At 27.6% G+C, this 17,235-nt stretch carries 15 protein-coding genes; 3 read left to right on the top strand and 12 right to left on the bottom strand.

Annotated features, from left to right (window positions below):
- Window positions 1–2: 2 nt before the first annotated feature.
- Genes sufU through ACTT9C_RS00205 form a run of 6 tightly spaced genes read right to left on the bottom strand, consistent with a single transcriptional unit; the run spans window position 3 to window position 5,533 of the window.
- Complete coding sequence (sufU, locus tag ACTT9C_RS00180) at window positions 3–467, bottom strand: Fe-S cluster assembly sulfur transfer protein SufU (RefSeq protein WP_440922491.1); 465 nt, start codon at window positions 465–467, stop codon at window positions 3–5.
- On the bottom strand, window positions 464–1,684 hold the full coding sequence (locus ACTT9C_RS00185; protein WP_440922492.1) for an aminotransferase class V-fold PLP-dependent enzyme: 1,221 nt from the start codon (window positions 1,682–1,684) through the stop codon (window positions 464–466). Before ACTT9C_RS00185 ends, sufU begins: the two co-directional genes overlap by 4 nt.
- Window positions 1,681–2,928: a SufB/SufD family protein gene (locus ACTT9C_RS00190; protein WP_440922493.1), complete on the bottom strand. Its 1,248-nt coding sequence runs from the start codon at window positions 2,926–2,928 to the stop codon at window positions 1,681–1,683. The genes ACTT9C_RS00185 and ACTT9C_RS00190 overlap by 4 nt, the downstream gene beginning before the upstream one ends.
- Window positions 2,929–3,663 carry a Fe-S cluster assembly ATPase SufC gene (gene sufC, locus ACTT9C_RS00195; protein WP_440922494.1) on the bottom strand — a complete coding sequence of 245 codons (735 nt, stop codon included), beginning with the start codon at window positions 3,661–3,663 and terminating at the stop codon, window positions 2,929–2,931. It lies immediately after the preceding gene.
- Window positions 3,663–5,105: a Fe-S cluster assembly protein SufB gene (sufB, locus tag ACTT9C_RS00200; protein WP_440922495.1), complete on the bottom strand. Its 1,443-nt coding sequence runs from the start codon at window positions 5,103–5,105 to the stop codon at window positions 3,663–3,665. Before sufB ends, sufC begins: the two co-directional genes overlap by 1 nt.
- A 2-nt stretch (window positions 5,106–5,107) precedes the next feature.
- On the bottom strand, window positions 5,108–5,533 hold the full coding sequence (locus ACTT9C_RS00205) for an Rrf2 family transcriptional regulator (RefSeq protein WP_440922496.1): 426 nt from the start codon (window positions 5,531–5,533) through the stop codon (window positions 5,108–5,110).
- A gap of 147 nt (window positions 5,534–5,680) precedes the next feature.
- On the opposite strand from ACTT9C_RS00205, the gene ACTT9C_RS00210 reads away from it, so the two are divergent.
- Entirely contained in the window at window positions 5,681–6,325 is a 645-nt protein-coding gene (locus ACTT9C_RS00210) for an alpha/beta hydrolase (protein WP_440923110.1), read from the top strand.
- On the opposite strand, the gene ACTT9C_RS00215 is transcribed toward ACTT9C_RS00210, so the two are convergent.
- The gene (locus tag ACTT9C_RS00215; RefSeq protein ID WP_440922497.1) at window positions 6,322–7,467 is read right to left on the bottom strand and encodes an anhydro-N-acetylmuramic acid kinase; all 1,146 of its coding nucleotides are present in this window, start codon (window positions 7,465–7,467) and stop codon (window positions 6,322–6,324) included. The genes ACTT9C_RS00210 and ACTT9C_RS00215 overlap by 4 nt on opposite strands.
- Before the next feature lie 47 nt (window positions 7,468–7,514).
- On the opposite strand from ACTT9C_RS00215, the gene tyrS reads away from it, so the two are divergent.
- Entirely contained in the window at window positions 7,515–8,744 is a 1,230-nt protein-coding gene (tyrS, locus tag ACTT9C_RS00220; protein ID WP_440922498.1) for a tyrosine--tRNA ligase, read from the top strand.
- Here tyrS and ACTT9C_RS00225 read toward each other — a convergent pair.
- From ACTT9C_RS00225 to ACTT9C_RS00235, 3 genes are read right to left on the bottom strand one after another with little or no spacing between them, the layout of a single operon-like run.
- On the bottom strand, window positions 8,741–10,939 hold the full coding sequence (locus tag ACTT9C_RS00225; RefSeq protein ID WP_440922499.1) for a hypothetical protein: 2,199 nt from the start codon (window positions 10,937–10,939) through the stop codon (window positions 8,741–8,743). The two genes, tyrS and ACTT9C_RS00225, sit on opposite strands and share 4 nt — an antisense overlap.
- Window positions 10,936–12,012 (bottom strand): peptide chain release factor 2, encoded by a 1,077-nt coding sequence (prfB, locus tag ACTT9C_RS00230; RefSeq protein WP_440923111.1) that lies wholly within the window; start codon window positions 12,010–12,012, stop codon window positions 10,936–10,938. The genes ACTT9C_RS00225 and prfB overlap by 4 nt, the downstream gene beginning before the upstream one ends.
- Window positions 12,013–12,030: 18 nt before the next feature.
- Entirely contained in the window at window positions 12,031–14,220 is a 2,190-nt protein-coding gene (locus tag ACTT9C_RS00235; protein ID WP_440922500.1) for a penicillin-binding protein 1A, read from the bottom strand.
- A gap of 253 nt (window positions 14,221–14,473) precedes the next feature.
- Between ACTT9C_RS00235 and ACTT9C_RS00240 the strand changes: the two genes are divergently transcribed.
- Window positions 14,474–16,246 (top strand): Rne/Rng family ribonuclease, encoded by a 1,773-nt coding sequence (locus ACTT9C_RS00240; RefSeq protein WP_440922501.1) that lies wholly within the window; start codon window positions 14,474–14,476, stop codon window positions 16,244–16,246.
- Here the strand turns inward: ACTT9C_RS00240 and ACTT9C_RS00245 are convergent.
- Window positions 16,239–17,012, bottom strand: coding sequence for a thiazole synthase (locus ACTT9C_RS00245; protein ID WP_440922502.1), 774 nt, complete (start codon window positions 17,010–17,012; stop codon window positions 16,239–16,241). The two genes, ACTT9C_RS00240 and ACTT9C_RS00245, sit on opposite strands and share 8 nt — an antisense overlap.
- Before the next feature lie 2 nt (window positions 17,013–17,014).
- Window positions 17,015–17,227: a sulfur carrier protein ThiS gene (thiS, locus tag ACTT9C_RS00250; RefSeq protein ID WP_440922503.1), complete on the bottom strand. Its 213-nt coding sequence runs from the start codon at window positions 17,225–17,227 to the stop codon at window positions 17,015–17,017.
- Window positions 17,228–17,235: the final 8 nt, after the last annotated feature.

A 17,235-nucleotide genomic window follows, 5' to 3' on the forward strand; every position in this document is an offset into this window, starting at 1 on the left:
AACTAATTTTCTGTTGTTATTTCTTTTCCATCATTTTCCATTGCAGATACTAAAGTGTGCCAAGATAAGGTAGCACATTTAACTCTCATTGGATATTGTTTAACACCTGATAAACACATCAATTTCGTTTTATCGTCCTCTTTTAAAATATTATTTTTAAGTTCAGGATTTTCTTTAATCATTCCTAAAAAATCCTCAATTATTTCTTTAGCTTCATTATCACTTTTGCCTTTAATCAAATCAGTCATTATTGAAGCTGATGCCATTGATATTGCACATCCACTTCCTTCAAAAGAAATATCCTCTACTTTTCTTTGATCATTTAATTTAAGATATACGTGTACATTATCTCCACATAATGGATTATTGCCTTTTGCATCTTTATTAAAATTTTCTGTTTTACCCAAATTTCGGGGGTTCTTTCCATGCTCTAATATTATTTCTTGATATAATTCTTTTAAGTTCATTTTAAATCGAAAATTTTTTTACAATTGTTAATACCTTCATTTAACTTATCTAAATCATCTTTAGTGTTATAAACTCCTAATGATGCTCGCGCACTTGCAGGTATACCTAATTTGTCATGAAGTATTTGACAACAATGATGACCCGCTCTTATAGCAACTCCAGTTTCATCCAGAATAGTTGCAATGTCATGTGGATGAACTCCCTCTACCGTAAAAGATAGAACTCCACCTCGCTCTTTCGGATTTCCAATTAGTTTTACAGAATTATTCTTTTTTAAAATTTCTTGGCCGTATTCTATTAATTCTTTCTCATGTTTAATAATATTATCAATTCCAATACTTTCTAAAAATTTTATTGATTGATCAAACGCGATGACTTGAGCTGTAGCCATTGTTCCAGCCTCATACTTATTTGGAAGTTCACCATAAGAAATTCTATCTTTTTTAACTTCATTTATCATACCTCCACCTCCTTGATATGGTGGAAGTTGCTCTAACCATTTCTTTTTTCCATACAAAACTCCAAGTCCTGTCGGGCCATACATTTTATGACATGATATTGCATAAAAATCACAATCCAGGTCTTGCATATCTAATTTTAAATGTGGTCCTCCCTGACATCCATCTACTACAACAACTATGCCCTTTGAATGTGCTAATTGGGTTATCTCTTTGATTGGTAAAACTGCGCCAGTGACATTGGATAAATGAGTTATTGCTATTACTTTAGTTTTATCTGTAATTTCTTTTTCTATATTTTCAATCGGAATATCTCCGTCTTCATTTATCTCTGCAAACTTTATTTTTATATTTTTAGATTTTCTTAAAAAATGCCATGGAACATAATTTGAGTGATGTTCTAGCTCTGTAATCAAAATTTCGTCATTTGGCTCTAAGATCGCTTGACCTAAAGTGTTAGCGACCAAATTTAAAGCTTCTGTAGCACCTTTAGTAAATACAATTTCATTTTTATCTTTCGCATTTATATATTTTTGGACAGAAGTTCTTGTATTTTCATACAAATTAGTAGCTGCAACAGCTAAATAATGTATGCTTCTACCTACATTTGAAAATTGTTTAGAATAAAAATCATTTATTCTATCTAAAACTACCTTAGGTTTTTGAGATGAATTGGCGCTATCTAGATAAACTAAATCGTTATTCTGAATTTTTTCATCAAAAATCGGAAACTCTTTTCTAATGTTATTTATGTTCATTGTTTTAATCCAATAATATTTGTAATTAAGTTTTTTATTTCTACGTCTGTAATCTTTTCAACAACATCCATTAAAAAACCATTAATCAGAAGTTCTTTTGACTGTTGATAATTCAAACCACGAGACATTAAGTAAAAAATTGAATTTTCATCTAAGCTACCAGATGCTGATCCGTGAGAACATTTTACATCATCAGCATAAATTTCTAATTCTGGTTTTGCATTAAACTCTGATGTCTCATCGAGCAGTATTGCTTTACTCAATTGATATCCATCAGTTTTTTGAGCTTTTGAATTTACAAATATTCTTCCTTGATATGCAGATTTTGAATTTTTTCCAAGAACGCTTTTAATAAGCTGATAACTTTTTGTGTTTTCCACTAAATGATTTATTGTAGTTCTAATTTCGTGTTGTTGATTTTCCTTTAAGGAAAAAATACCGTTTATAAATGCTGATGAGTACTCACCATTTAAATTACAATTAATCTCATTTTTAAAATAATCTGAACCAGCAGATAATATAAATGTTTCTGATACACTGTTATTGTCCTGTTCAATATTGTTAAAAGAGTATTTTAAATTATTATTTCTAAATTTATCAATTTTATAGTTTTTAAGTATTGAATCTTTCTCTAAATTGAAGTTGTAAAAAATATTGATAAAGTTTTTCGATGTGGCATTACTAAAATAATCAATAAGCTTTAAACAACTATTTTCACCTAATTCAAAATCTAATCTCAAATTGATATTAGTTGACTTTGTTTTATTATTTATTGAATGATAAATTATCAAAGGTTTTTTTAGAGAATAATTTTTTTTAATCAAAATTTTAAAAACTTTATAAGTAAATGCACTATTCAAATCAATTAATGAATTATCATAATCAAATGATATATCTTTTTTAGTTTCATCAATTATTTCAATTTTATTTTGGTCTTCAAAATTAAAATCAATTTTTTCGATCCTTCCATTAATAAAAATAATTTTATTATGCTCCAAACCATTAACAAAAATTGATGGATCGATTTTATTAGATTGTGAATAATCATTGAAATAACTTAAATTACTAATATTCTTTTTGATGATCTGGCTAATATCTAAAAATTTCCAATCTTCTTGCTTTCTATTTGGAAAACCCTTTTTTATAAAATTATTTAAGAAATTTTTTTTAAACTGGATTTCTTCATTAGAAAATTTTGAAGTTTTTGTTAATTTATCAAAGTCTGACTGTAATTGCTCGCTCATTTAATTAAAATTTTCGTATCCTTTTTTTTCTAATTCGATTGCTAATTCTGGACCACCAGATCTTATTATCTTTCCATTCATTAAAACGTGAACAAAATCAGGTTTAATGTAATCTAATAATCTTTGATAATGAGTTATTATTAAAAAAGAATTATCTTTATTTCTTAAAGTATTAACTCCATCTGCTACTATTTTAAGCGCATCTATGTCTAGACCTGAGTCAGTCTCATCTAAAATGGATAATTTTGGGGCTAACATAGACATTTGCAGAATTTCATTTTTCTTTTTTTCTCCACCTGAAAATCCAACATTTAATTGTCTATTTAGTTTTTCTTCGTCAAATTTTAATTCTTTAGCTTTCTCTTTAACAAGTTTTAAAAATTCAATTGCATCTAATTCTTTTTCACCTCTTGCTTTTCTAATTGCATTTAAAGATGTTTTTAAAAAGATATTTGTATTAACACCTGGAATTTCTAACGGGTATTGAAAAGCCAAAAATATTCCTTTATGTGCTCTTTCTTCAGTCTCTAAATCAAATAAATTTTTATTTTCAAATAGAATATCACCTGATATCTCGTACCCTTTTTTACCTGAAAGGATATTAGATAATGTGCTTTTTCCTGATCCATTTGGACCCATAATTGCGTGAACTTCGCCAGGATTTATATTCAATGAAAAACCCTTTAAAATCGATTTATTCTCAACATTCGCATTCAAATTACTTATTTTAAGCATTAACCAACACTCCCTTCTAAGCTAATGCCTACAAGTTTCTGAGCTTCAACTGCAAACTCCATTGGTAATTGTTGTAATACCTCTTTACAAAAGCCATTAACAATTAATCCCACAGCTTCCTCAGCGTTAAGTCCTCTTTGTTGGCAATAATGTAATTGTTCTTCACTTATTTTTGATGTCGTAGCTTCATGTGCAATATTTGAGTCAAAATTTTTATTTTTTATATACGGGACTGTATGTGCGCCACATTTATTTCCCATCAATAAAGAGTCACATTGTGTATAATTACTAGAGTTTTTAGCTTTTGAATTAATATCTACTAAACCTCTATAAGTCATATCAGAAAATCCAGCACTTATACCTTTTGAAATAATTTTACTTTTAGTATTTTTTCCTAAATGAATCATCTTTGTCCCAGTATCTGCTTTTTGATGGTTGTTGGTTATTGCTATAGAATAAAATTCGCCAATTGAATTATCACCTTTTAATATGCAGCTTGGATATTTCCAAGTTATAGCAGAACCTGTTTCAACTTGTGTCCAAGAAATCTTAGAATTTTTTCCCTTACACAATCCTCTTTTAGTTACAAAATTATAAATTCCACCTTTACCATTTTCATCGCCTGGATACCAATTTTGCACTGTTGAATATTTTATTTCTGCATCGTCTAAAGCAATCAATTCGACATTCGCCGCGTGTAATTGATTTTCATCTCTCATTGGCGCAGTGCATCCCTCAAGGTAACTCACGTAACTTCCTTTATCAGCAATAATTAACGTTCTTTCAAACTGTCCTGTCTCTGATGCATTAATTCTAAAATAAGTTGATAGTTCCATAGGACACTTAACACCCTCGGGAATATAGACGAATGATCCATCTGTAAAAACAGCAGAGTTTAGTGTGGCAAAGAAATGATCTGTGACTGGTATAACTGTACCTAAATATTTTTTTACAAGATCAGGGTGTTTTTGAATTGCCTCTGACATTGAACAAAAAATTATTCCATGTTTAGTCAGCTCACCTTTAAAGGTAGTAGCAACTGAAACAGAGTCGAATACAGCATCAACTGCAATACCATTTAATCTTGCTTGTTCTTGTAATGGAATTCCAAGTTTTTTATATGTCTCTAAAAGTTTAGGATCAAGCTCATCCAAACTTTTTGGCTTATCCTTCATACTTTTTGGTGCTGAATAGTAATATAAATCTTGATAATCAATTTTTGGATATTTTGGTTTTTGCCAGTCAGGTTCTTTTAAAAGTTTTAATCGCTCATAAGCCTTCAATCTAAAGTCTAACATCCATTGTGGTTCTTTCTTGATATTAGAAATAAACTTGATTACATCCTCATTTAAGCCTTTTGGAGCTTTAATATTTTCAATATCAGTTGTAAAACCGTATTTATAATCTTTTAATTTTTCTATATCTTTTTCTCTAGTATCCATTTTTAAATTCTTCTCTCGATGTTATCTTGAATAAGATCTTCTAAACTCTTTTTTTCAAAAAAATCATTAATATGATTTTCAAGTTCATCCCATAAATTATGAGTTAAACATTTTGTAGATTTACCGTTACAGCCCTTTTTAGACTCTTTTTTACATTGAACAGTTTTAACTTTTTCATCAACAGCATCAAAAATATTTGTAAGTTTGATCTCTTTAGCTTTTTTATTTAAAACGTAGCCACCTTGATTTCCTCTTACACTTTGAACAATCTCTTTTTTTCTAAGTTTAGAAAAAATTTGCTCTAAGTAATCAAGCGAAATACCTTGTCTAAGCGAGATGTCTCTTAAAGATACTGGGTTAATATTGTTAAACCTTGCCAGATCCACTAAAGCCATTACCGCATATCTGCCTTTAGATGTTAATTTCATAAAACCTTTATTTTACTGGGGTATATATAAACCTGACTAAAATAGTCAAGTATCTAACAGAAAAAAATACTAACATTTTGTCACGTACATGTGTTAAACGTAATTTTTTTTTGAGAATAATTATCAATATCAATTATGGATAATAAAATTTTAGAAATATTCATACCTGGTCCTGCCGGGAGACTCGAAGCAAAATATTTTAAAAGTAAAAAAAGTACTTCACCTATCGCTTTGGTATTACAACCTCATCCTCAATATGGAGGAACAATGAATAATAAAGTTGTTGTAGAAACTTTTCATGCTTTTATGGAGAATGATTTTTCTGTATGTCGAGTAAACTTTAGAGGTGTTGGAAAAAGTGACGGAGAATTTGATAATGGACAAGGAGAATTAGCAGATGCTGCAGCTGCCCTAGATTGGTTAGAAAGAGAAAATTTTGACAATTCACAATGTTGGGTATCAGGATTTTCTTTTGGTTCTTTAATTGCTATGCAGTTGTTAATGAGGAGACCTGAGATAAATAGATTTATTGCAATTTCACCACAGCCAAATGTTTATGATTTTTCTTTTTTATCACCTTGTCCATCATCTGGCTTAATGGTTTATGGAAAAAAAGATGAATTAGTACCTTTTGAATTTATTAAAGATTTGGATAATAAACTTAGCGCACAGAAGGGAATAAAAGTAGAATTTCAAACTATATCCGAAGCAAATCATTTTTTTACAAAAAGTGAGACTGAATTAAATAAATGTTTGAACAAGTATATTAAAAAGGAAACTGCACTCTATTAAAAGTTTTGTAAAATATCACCACCTGAAATAGCTTTTTTACTTCTTGTAGTGCTTGGAAATGAAATTGGTAATTTTAAATATGATCTTATTGCTAGATATGCAAAAGCTTGCGACTCAATAAAATTTCCATCAAAGTTATAATCATCTATATCTTTTATAATTATATTCTTGTTTACTAAATAATTTTCAATCAATTGCATCAAAGATTTATTTTTTCTTCCACCTCCACAAAATATATATTGATTAGGATTAATATTATTTTGTTTATCAATTTTCCTCAAACCATCAGTAATTAAATATGCAGTAAATTTTGTTAAAGTTGCACACCCATCCTCAAATGACAAACCTTTTACAAATGATGTATCAAAATCTTTTATATCCAATGATGTTTCATAAGATTTTAACTCAAAGTTATCTATTGCTTGATTTAAAATGAGATCATCAACTTTTCCAATATTTGCATAATTTCCATCTTTATCAAACTTTAAATCTTTATTATTTCTGACCCAGTCATCTATTAAACAGTTTCCTGGGCCTACATCGTAAGCAAAAAATTTTATTGAATTATTGAGATCTTCTTTAATTTGAGTAATGTTAGTAATACCTCCAATATTAATTATGTTAATTGGTAATTTAACCTTAAAATTTTTTTGGATAATTTTTGAAATTAAACTATGAAATATTGGTGTAAGCGGAGCACCTTGGCCTCCATGATTTAAATCATTTTGTCTAAAATTATTGATTACAATTTTTTTAAATAAACTAGATAAAAGTCTTCCATCTCCTATCTGCTTTGAAATTTGAATTTTTGGATTATGAAAAATAGTTTGACCGTGGAGGCCTATTATATCAATATCTTCATCAATATCTTTAATGACTTCATTTATTAAGTGACTATTGAATAATGTAAATTTTTTTTCTAAATTGTTGATCTCTTTAGAATGAGTTTTTAGGTCTGTAGAATTGCTGATTTTATCTCTTAAACTAATTAATTGCTTGTAAAGTCCATCATCAAACTCTTTATAAGTATTATAAATACTAGAAAATTGATCATTACCATCAGATTTTATAACAGATAAATCTACTCCATCCATTGATGTACCACTCATCAAACCTATTGAGGTAAATATCTTTTTCTTCATTATTATTTTTTTTTAACAAAATTTGTATATTGTAGAATTATACGCTTATGAATAAATTTTTAAAAGAATTTAAAGACAGAGGTTACTTTTATCAATGTACCAATGAGAATGAGTTATCTTCTTTATTGGATAAAAAAAAGATTAAAGCCTACATTGGTTTTGATTGCACAGCTGAAAGTTTACACGTTGGCAGTCTCCTACAAATTATGTGTTTACGAATGCTTCAAAAACATGGGCACCAGCCAATTGTGTTATTAGGTGGGGGAACCACAAGAATTGGAGACCCATCTGGTAAAGATAAAACACGAAAAATTTTAAGTGAAGATGAAATTGAAAAAAACTCTCAAAATATTGAAAGAATTTTAAAAAAATTTTTAGATACAAATGATAAAAATATAAAACCAATATTTGTTAACAACTATGAGTGGCTTAAAGGTTTAAATTATATCTCTTTTTTGAGAGATATTGGAAAACATTTTACAATAAATAAGATGTTAACATTTGAAAGTGTAAAAACAAGATTGGATAGAGAACAATCTCTAAGTTATATGGAATTTAATTATATGATTTTGCAAGCTTATGATTTTTTAGAACTTAACAATAAAGAAAATTGTATATTACAAATTGGTGGATCTGATCAATGGGGTAACATAGTTAATGGTGTAGATTTAATAAAAAGATATTCCAATCAACAAACATATGGTTTAACCACTCCTTTAATCACGTTAGCGACTGGTGCTAAAATGGGAAAAACCGAAAATGGAGCAATATGGTTAGATGAAAAATTTTTGTCTCCATATGATTATTGGCAATTTTGGAGAAATATAGATGATAGAGATGTATCAAAATTTATGAAATTTTTCACAGATTTAAGTGTTGATGAAATAGAAAAAATTAAAGAAAAAAATATAAATGAACAAAAAATTGTTTTAGCAAATCAAACCACTTCTATGCTCCATGGTAAACAAGAAGCAAAAAAAAGTGAAGAAACAGCAAAAAAAACCTTTTCAGAAAATTCAATTGGCTCTGCACTACCTTCTATTGCAATTAAAAAAAACCAATTGAGTGATAAGCTAACTATCGTTGATCTAATAATTCTTTCCAAGTTAGAAAAATCTAAAAGTGAGATAAGAAGATTAATTAAAGGTAGTGGTGTTAAAATTAATAATCAAGTTATCAATGATGAAAAACTAATAATCAGTGAAAAATTATTTGAAGATAATACAATCAAACTATCCTTGGGGAAAAAAAGACATATCAAAGTTGAAATAAGCTAATTTTTTTTTATTTTTTCAAGAGTTCTGGTTATGAATCTTGGTGTAAGCGTTTTAACGGGATTTACAGTTGTTTTTAATTTTTTTGGTGAACCTTTAATTTTAAAGCTTACACCAAAAACACCTTCTCCAACTTTCTTTCCTACTAGAATATCTCCGAGAAGAGGGATCGATGATATAGTTCTATTAATTGTCGTTGCTGGTACCATTGTTCCTCTGAGGCTAACTAAATCATCACTTTCGATGTACCCTTCCATTAATAAAGAAATAGCAGGGCCGATGGCATATAGTTCCTCTATTTTCATCAACTCATCCTTGTTTGAAAATTTCATTTCAAAATCTGTAAATCTTATTCCCTCACCAGTTAATAGGTCAGCGATACCTTGAAGAGATGCTAATGTTAATAACTTTGCTAAAGCTGGTACCTCTTGTACTTTAAAATTATCTATTATTAATTTTGAATTAGAAACATTGTTTTGTCTTATAGAATGAAAATTTAAATTACCTTCTTCAAAACCTTTTATAAATTTGTATCTATTCACAAAAGGCTTGGCTAAATCAGAATAAAGAGTGGTAATTTTTTCATTTGAAGTAGATCTAACGGTGAAATTAATCCTCTTTTTATTTGAAAAATCTCCTAGTAAATTAGCATCAATTATTTCACTGTCGTTGAATTTTAGATATCCATTTAAATCCTCAATTAGATGATCTTTATCAAGGTATGCTTCTTTTATTTCAATATTTAGTCTGAAATTTTTAGAAAAAATTTTTTCACTTTCTGAATTTTTATCAGCTTTCAATAAATCATCTATAATTTTAGTGGCGTTGAAACTCTTAGAGTCTAATAAATAATCTTTATCTTTTTTTTTGATAGATAACTCATTTTTCAATAGGTCATTATCAAAATAATCCAAATTTACCATACTTATAGATTTAATCTTATAATTCTTTGATAATAATAAATTTTTTAGTTGAAATTTATTATTTTTTTCTTTTATTGAGATATCCTTTAAATTGATTTCATTAGATAAAAGATTTTTAACTCCGAGCATAACAATCTTTAATTTATTATCTTGATCTTTTTTATAATTCAAAAAATTAAGATGAAATGGATTTTTTTTGATTTCTAATGAGGTGTCAAATTTTAGTTTTGTTTTTGATTTTGAAAAATTATAACTAATATTATCTTTTTCTTTTTGGATAAGAATATTTCCATTGCCAATAATACTTAGAAGATCTTTTTTATATTCAATTTGTATTTGGTGATTTGATAACTCAATTATCTCATTTAATTCTGGAAAAAACTCTTTCAAATTTTTGGAACTTACAATTTTAGAACTCTTTAAATTCATTAAGGAATTTATCTTTAAATCATCTATCTTATATTTGTTATTTATTTTAAATGAAAAAGTATTTTCTAAATCAAACTCAGCAGACTCAAACTTTACATGAGAAAAGTCATTATTTAATAATTGATTTATTCTTTTATCATCTAAAACTAAATTTTTATTCTTGTTTATACCTGATATTAGAAATTCATTTTTTTGTTTAGTTAAAATTAATTCTGGAAACTTCAAATCATTATTATCATATGATAAATTTATATCTTTAAATCCAAATTCGTTATTTTGAATACTAAAAATAAAATTTATTTTTGATAAAGCTATTTTTTTAAAAGGTTTTACTTCGCCATCTTTTACAAATCCTTTTATAATAAAATCATCTTTGATATTACCTTTTTGATCAAATTTAAGATTTATATCTGCTATTAAATATCCCTTTTTAACAAACTTTTCTAATATGAATATTTGAGGATTATCTTCAATTGATCTTACAAATGAAATTAAATTTTTTATTTCTATAGTCCTAGTATTGATATCTAATTCAGATAATGAAAATTTTTTATTTATGAATGTCTTAATATTAATATTAGATTTAACACTTTCTAGTTTAATTAATTTATTTTTATTTTTAAGATTTGCCCCAATTGTTTTTAAAACTAATTTAAATTTGAAAGGGTCTAAAATGATACTAATTTTATCTAACTCTAATTCTAATTGATTGTTAATTTTTTTAACTTCATTAATTATTTGATCATTAAAAGCATTCGTTTTTATACCAATGGTGCTTAAATAAGTAATGAAACCAAAGATTAATAATAATATGAGGATTAAAAATCTAAAAATTATTTTTTTCATTTAATTTGATACAAAGATTTTTCTAAAAAAACATCAATGTCACCATCTAAAACTTTATCTGGGCTTGTGCTTTCAAAGTTTGTCCTATTGTCCTTAACTAATCTGTAAGGTTGAAGCACATATGATCTAATTTGATGACCCCACCCTATATCAGATTTAGATGCTTCATTGTTCTGATTTTCTTTATCTTTTTTTTTCATTTCAAAATCGTAAAGTCTTGCTCTTAACATATTCATACAGGTTTCTTTATTTTTATGTTGAGACCTCTCGTTTTGACATTGTACGACTATTTTTGATGGGATATGAGTTATTCTAACAGCACTGTCAGTTGTATTAACATGTTGTCCGCCGGCACCACTTGAACGATAGGTATCAATTCTTAAGTCCTTATCTAGTATTTCTATATTCAAGTTTTCATCGACGACCGGATAAACCCAAATACTTGCAAAGCTAGTATGTCTTCTTGCTCCAGAATCAAAGGGAGATATTCTTACAAGTCTGTGAATTCCAGACTCTTTTTTTAGCCACCCAAACACATAATCACCCTCAATCTTAATAGTTGAAGATTTAATTCCTGCTTCTTCACCTTTGTGTTCACTTATTAAATTACACTTATAATTCTTACCATCTGACCACTTCATATACATTCTTCTTAACATATCAGCCCAATCTTGACTTTCTGTGCCGCCAGCACCAGCATGAATTTCCACATAGCAATCAAATGAGTCTGCCTCCTTAGATAAAAAACATTTTATTTCATTCTTTTTAACTTTTGATCTCAATTCTCTAATATTTTCCATTACTTCTTTTTTCACATTAAGATTATTCTCATCTGTGGCCAAGGTATAAAGGTCATCTAAATCTTTAAGTTGTGTGGCTGAGTCTTTGAATGAATTTACTAAATCTTCGAAAAGTTTTTTTTCTTTAATGGTTTTTTGAGAATCTGACTTATCTTGCCAAAAATTGGCGCCAAGCATTTTTTTCTCTAGATCATCTAGTTTTGAGTAAATCTTATTTTTTTCAAAGATACTCCTTAACTCTGTGGTTAATTTTTTCAATTTCTTTTTTAAGATCTAAATATTTATCGTCCATTAATAAAACTTTAATATATTGTTTGTATCGATTCTATTGTTACCAGAATACAATACTTTTCCATTTAAAACATTTTTACTTTTGTAAGCTTCAATAATCGTATTTTTTGAATTAAATTTAGCCTTTTCTCCAGTCAACGGATCAACTACCATTAATGTCATATTTTCAGGCACCTTAAATGGCCTTGCTTCAGATTTTTTAACTGATTTTTCAATAAATTCTCTAAAAATTGGTAATGCTGCTTTTGATCCAGTTTCAAATTTACCTAATGATTTAGGGTTATCCATTCCAACATAAACTCCAATCACCAAATTAGATGTAAATCCAATAAACCATGCATCAGTATTTTCGTTAGTGGTTCCAGTTTTTCCAGCCAAGTTTAATTGTAAATCTCTCAATTTTTTACCAGTTCCTCTTTTTACAACTCCCTCTAATAAGGTTGTAACTTGATACGCAGTTTGTTCAGACATTACTTGATTATAGTTATCTTCAATTTGAGGATAATCTTTTCCAGTGAATGAAATTGTATCACAATTCATACACTTTCTATTTTCATTATTGATTATAGTATTTCCTTCACTGTCTTGAATTCTATCTATAATGATAGGGCTTATTAGTTTTCCACCGTTTACGAATGAGGAGTATGCTGAGGTTAAATTTAAAAGAGTTGTTTCAGCTGATCCCAGAGAAATTGATAATAATTCTTCAGGGTCCTCATAAATTTTTAGTTCTTTAGAAAATTTTGCTACTTTTTCAACTCCTAAATTTTGAGCTATTCTTACTGTCATTAAGTTTCGTGATTTCTCAAGCCCAACTCTTAATGTGGATGGTCCATAAAATTTTTTTCCATAATTTTCTGGTTTCCATTTTTTTAAATCAACCCCTTGGTCTAAAACTAATGGTGCATCAAGAACTAAAGATGATGGAGTGTATTTATTTTCTAATGCCAAAGCATACACAAATGGTTTAAACGCTGAACCAGGCTGTCTCAGTGCTTGAGTAGCTCTATTAAATTCACTTGATTTAAAACTAAATCCTCCACTTAAAGCTAAGACACGCCCGGTGTAAGGGTCCATTACTACGATACCGCCATTTATTTTTGGAAGTTGTTTTAAACTATAATAATTATCTTTGACTTTCTTAACATAAATTAAATCACCAACTTTGAATAATTCTTCAAACTCTTTTTTTGTCCACGAAATTTCATTATATTTTATTAAACCATTTGATTTATTTAAAGTTTCAATTTTTGTTTGAAATTGACTTATTTCTTTAATAATCGCGATTTCCCAATTGATAGAATTCTCTAATTTATATTTTTTATCTACATTTTTATGCCAATTATCATTATATTTTATCCTTGTAATTGGGCCACGCCATCCTTTTCTTTTATCATAAGCAATTAGACCGTTTCTTAAGGATTCGGTTGCAATTTTTTGAAGGTTTAAATTGATTGGTGTATTAATATTATACCCTTGTTTATAAACTTTCTCATAAGTAAGTTTATCTATAATATTTTTTCTAACATCCTCAATATAATACTGGGCGTCTTCTAAATAAATTTTTTTCTTTTTTTTTAATTTTATATTTAGATTTTTATATTCATTATATTTTTCAATACTTAAAAAATCATTTTGATACAAATTCTTTAAAACTAAATCTCTTCTAAATTTTGCTAAATCAATATTATTGTAAGGATTATATTTACTGGGCGCTTTTGGTAAAGCTGCTAATAAAGCTGCTTCAGCATAATTTAGTTCTTTAATTGACTTATCAAAGTATTCTAAACTTGCAGCAGCAACACCATAAGCTCCGCTACCTAAATATATTTGATTAAGATATAATTCTAATATTCTTTCTTTATTTAAAGCTCTTTCTATTCTAAATGCTAAAATTGCCTCTTTAATTTTTCTATTTAAACTAACTTCGTTAGTTAACAGAAAATTTTTTGCAACCTGTTGTGTGATTGTAGAAGCTCCCTCAAGTCTTTTTGAGGTCATTATATTGGTTATATTATTAAATGTTGCTCTAAGAACACCTTTTGCATCAACACCAGGATGAGTAAAAAAATTTTTATCTTCAGCAGACAAAAAGGCATTTATTACATTAGATGGAATAGCATTATAGGGAACAAAAATCCTTTTTTCTTTAGAAAAATCAGCAACCAAATCTCCATTTCCTGAATACATTTTGCTAGATACGGGCGGCTTATAATTTTTAAGAAATTTATAATCTGGAATATTGTTAGAAAAGGTCCATAAAATGCCAAAAATAACGATCACAGATAATAAGGAAATACTCAATAATAAAACTAAAAAATTTTTGAGTAACTTTGTCATTTTGATTTCATTATATATAGGAATTTGTTAAAGATAAGGCATTATATAATTAACAAAATTTTTAAAAAAATAAGTACTAAATGAAACACTTAAACTTAAAATTATGGAAAAAAATTTATATATCGATGCTTCGCATCCTAATGAAACTAGGGTTGTTCTTAAATCAAAAGATAATATTGAAGACTATGAATATGAGGGTTCAAAAAATAACCTCATAAAAAATAATATTTATCTTGGAAAAGTAAGTAGAATTGAGCCGTCTTTACAAGCGGCTTTTATTGATTTTGGTAGAGAGCGCCATGGTTTTTTATCTTTTAATGATATCCAATCAGATTATTATCAAATACCAAAAAGTGATCTTGAAAAAATAAAACAAGAGGAAGAAAAGTTAAGAGAAGAATTATCAAAAAAGGTTGAGGAAAAAGAGGAAGAAAATTTAGCTGAGGGTAAATTAGAAGTTGATGATCCTTTGGAAATAGAAAAGAAAGAAAATGAAGAAAAAGAAAAAGATAATATTGATAAAGAGAAAAAATTTGAAAGTAAAAATAAATTTAAAAGATATAAAATTCAAGAGGTAATCAAACCAAATCAAGTCATACTCGTTCAAGTTATTAAAGATGAAAGAGGTCAAAAAGGTGCAGCACTTAGTACTTTCATTTCTATTGCAGGTAAATATATTGTTTTAATGCCTAATACACCTAAAGGTGGTGGTATATCGAGAAAAATTTTTAATCCAGCAGACAGAAAAAAAATAAGAACAATTTTAAATGAGATTAAAATACCTAAGGAAATGGGATTAATTGTGAGAACTGCGGGAAGTAATAAAACAAAAAATGAAATTAATCACGATTTGGAAACTCTAATTAAGTCTTGGAACCAAATTAAAGATAATGCAATTAATGCAATTGCACCTTCACTAATTCATCAGGAAAGTGAGATAATAAATAGAACTTTAAGAGATATGTTCGATGAAAACACTAAAAGTATCGTAATAGAGGGAAACGAGGGCTATAAAAAAGCTCAAAATTTTATGAAAATGCTTATGCCGTCTCAAGTAAAAAAAATTAAAAAGTATAGGGGAAAAACTCCCCTATTTTTTGAAGAGGGTATTGAACAAAAATTAAATCAAATATTTGATACTGAGATAAAATTGAGCTCTGGTGGTTATTTAGTAATAAACCCGACAGAAGCTTTAGTTTCAATTGATATAAACTCAGGAAGCTCAATTAAACAAAAAAATGTTGAGAGTACTGCATTAGATACAAATTTAGAAGCAGCAGAAGAAATTGCGAGACAAATTAAGATTAGAGATCTATCAGGACTGATTATTATAGACTTTATAGATATGTTGAGTTTTGGGAATAGAAAAATGGTTGAAAGAAGACTTAAAGAAAAGTGTAGATCTGACAGAGCAAGAATTCAAATTGGAAGAATAAGTAATTTTGGGTTACTAGAAATGTCAAGACAAAGACTTAGAGAAAGTGCTGTTAAATGGAAAGTTACTTTAACAGACGAGTCTTTTGCTCAAAAAATATTAAAACTAGTTGAATTGAAAGCTGTTCTAAACAAAGCTAAATTTGTAGAACTAAGAGTATGCGAAAAAATTTCAGCATTTTTAAAAGAAAACTTTATTGAAAATCTTACTTATTTTGAAAAGAAAAATAAGATGAAAATAGATATAATTTCTGACAACAATTTAATTATTCCAGAATATATTATTGATATAAAAAATAAGTCAAAAAAAACTATTGAATTAATAGAGTATTTCGAAAAACTTAAAAATCTAGATGATTTAACTAAAAATAAAAAAATAATTGATATAAAAAAGAGAAAAAAAACTTATAGGAAAAGAAAGTTTTATAAAAAAACTAAATAGTCCCTTTTTTTGGAGAAGAAGCACTACCCATTAATTTCTTCTCAATTCTTCCAGATAAAAAAGATTGCCTTCCAGCTATGACTGCATTTTTAAATGCTTCTGCCATTTGAAATGGTTTTTTTGCTTTTGCGATTGCTGTATTTACTAGTACACCATCGCAACCTAATTCCATTGCGATTGTTGCGTCTGATGCTTGTCCTAGACCAGCATCTATAATCAAAGGTAATTTTGTTTGGTTTCTAATAATCTTTATATTAACTTTATTTAAAATTCCTAAACCAGATCCTATTGGTGCTGCAAGCGGCATTATAGCTACAGCTCCTGCATTTTCTAATCTTTTTGCCATTAAAGGATCATCATTACAATAAACCATAACTTTAAAACCTTCTTTTGTTAAAATTTCTGTAGATTTAAGTGTCTCTATCATCTCAGGAAATAAATTCTGTTTATCACCCAAAACCTCAAGCTTTACCAATTTCCATCCTCCGATTTCTCTTGCAAGCCTGAGTGTTCTTAATGCTTCTTGTGAATTAAAACAGCCAGCAGTATTAGGCAAATAAGTTATTTTTTTTGGATCTATATAATCCATTAATAAAGGTTTTTTTTTATCAGTAATATTTACTCTTCTAACTGCAACAGTCACAATATTAGCCCCAGATATTTTTATAGCCTTAGCACACTCTGACATATTTTTATATTTGCCAGTACCAACGATCAATCTCGAATTAAATTTTATCTTTGAAATTATTAGATTATCTTTTTTCAAAACTAACCACCTCCAATAAAGTGTACAATTTCAATTGTATCATTAACTTTTAAATTGATTTTATTTAGATTTTTTTTATCCACTATTTCTCTATTTAACTCAATGGCAACTTTTTTCAAAGGGACTTTTAATTTTTTAACTAAGTCAGATAATTTAGTTTTATCATCAATTTTATTTATTTTACCGTTTATTTTTATTTTTATTTTTTTTTTCATCGTATATA

The sequence above is a fragment of the Candidatus Pelagibacter sp. genome, assembly GCF_052049575.1.
In the GTDB taxonomy this organism is placed as follows: domain Bacteria; phylum Pseudomonadota; class Alphaproteobacteria; order Pelagibacterales; family Pelagibacteraceae; genus Pelagibacter.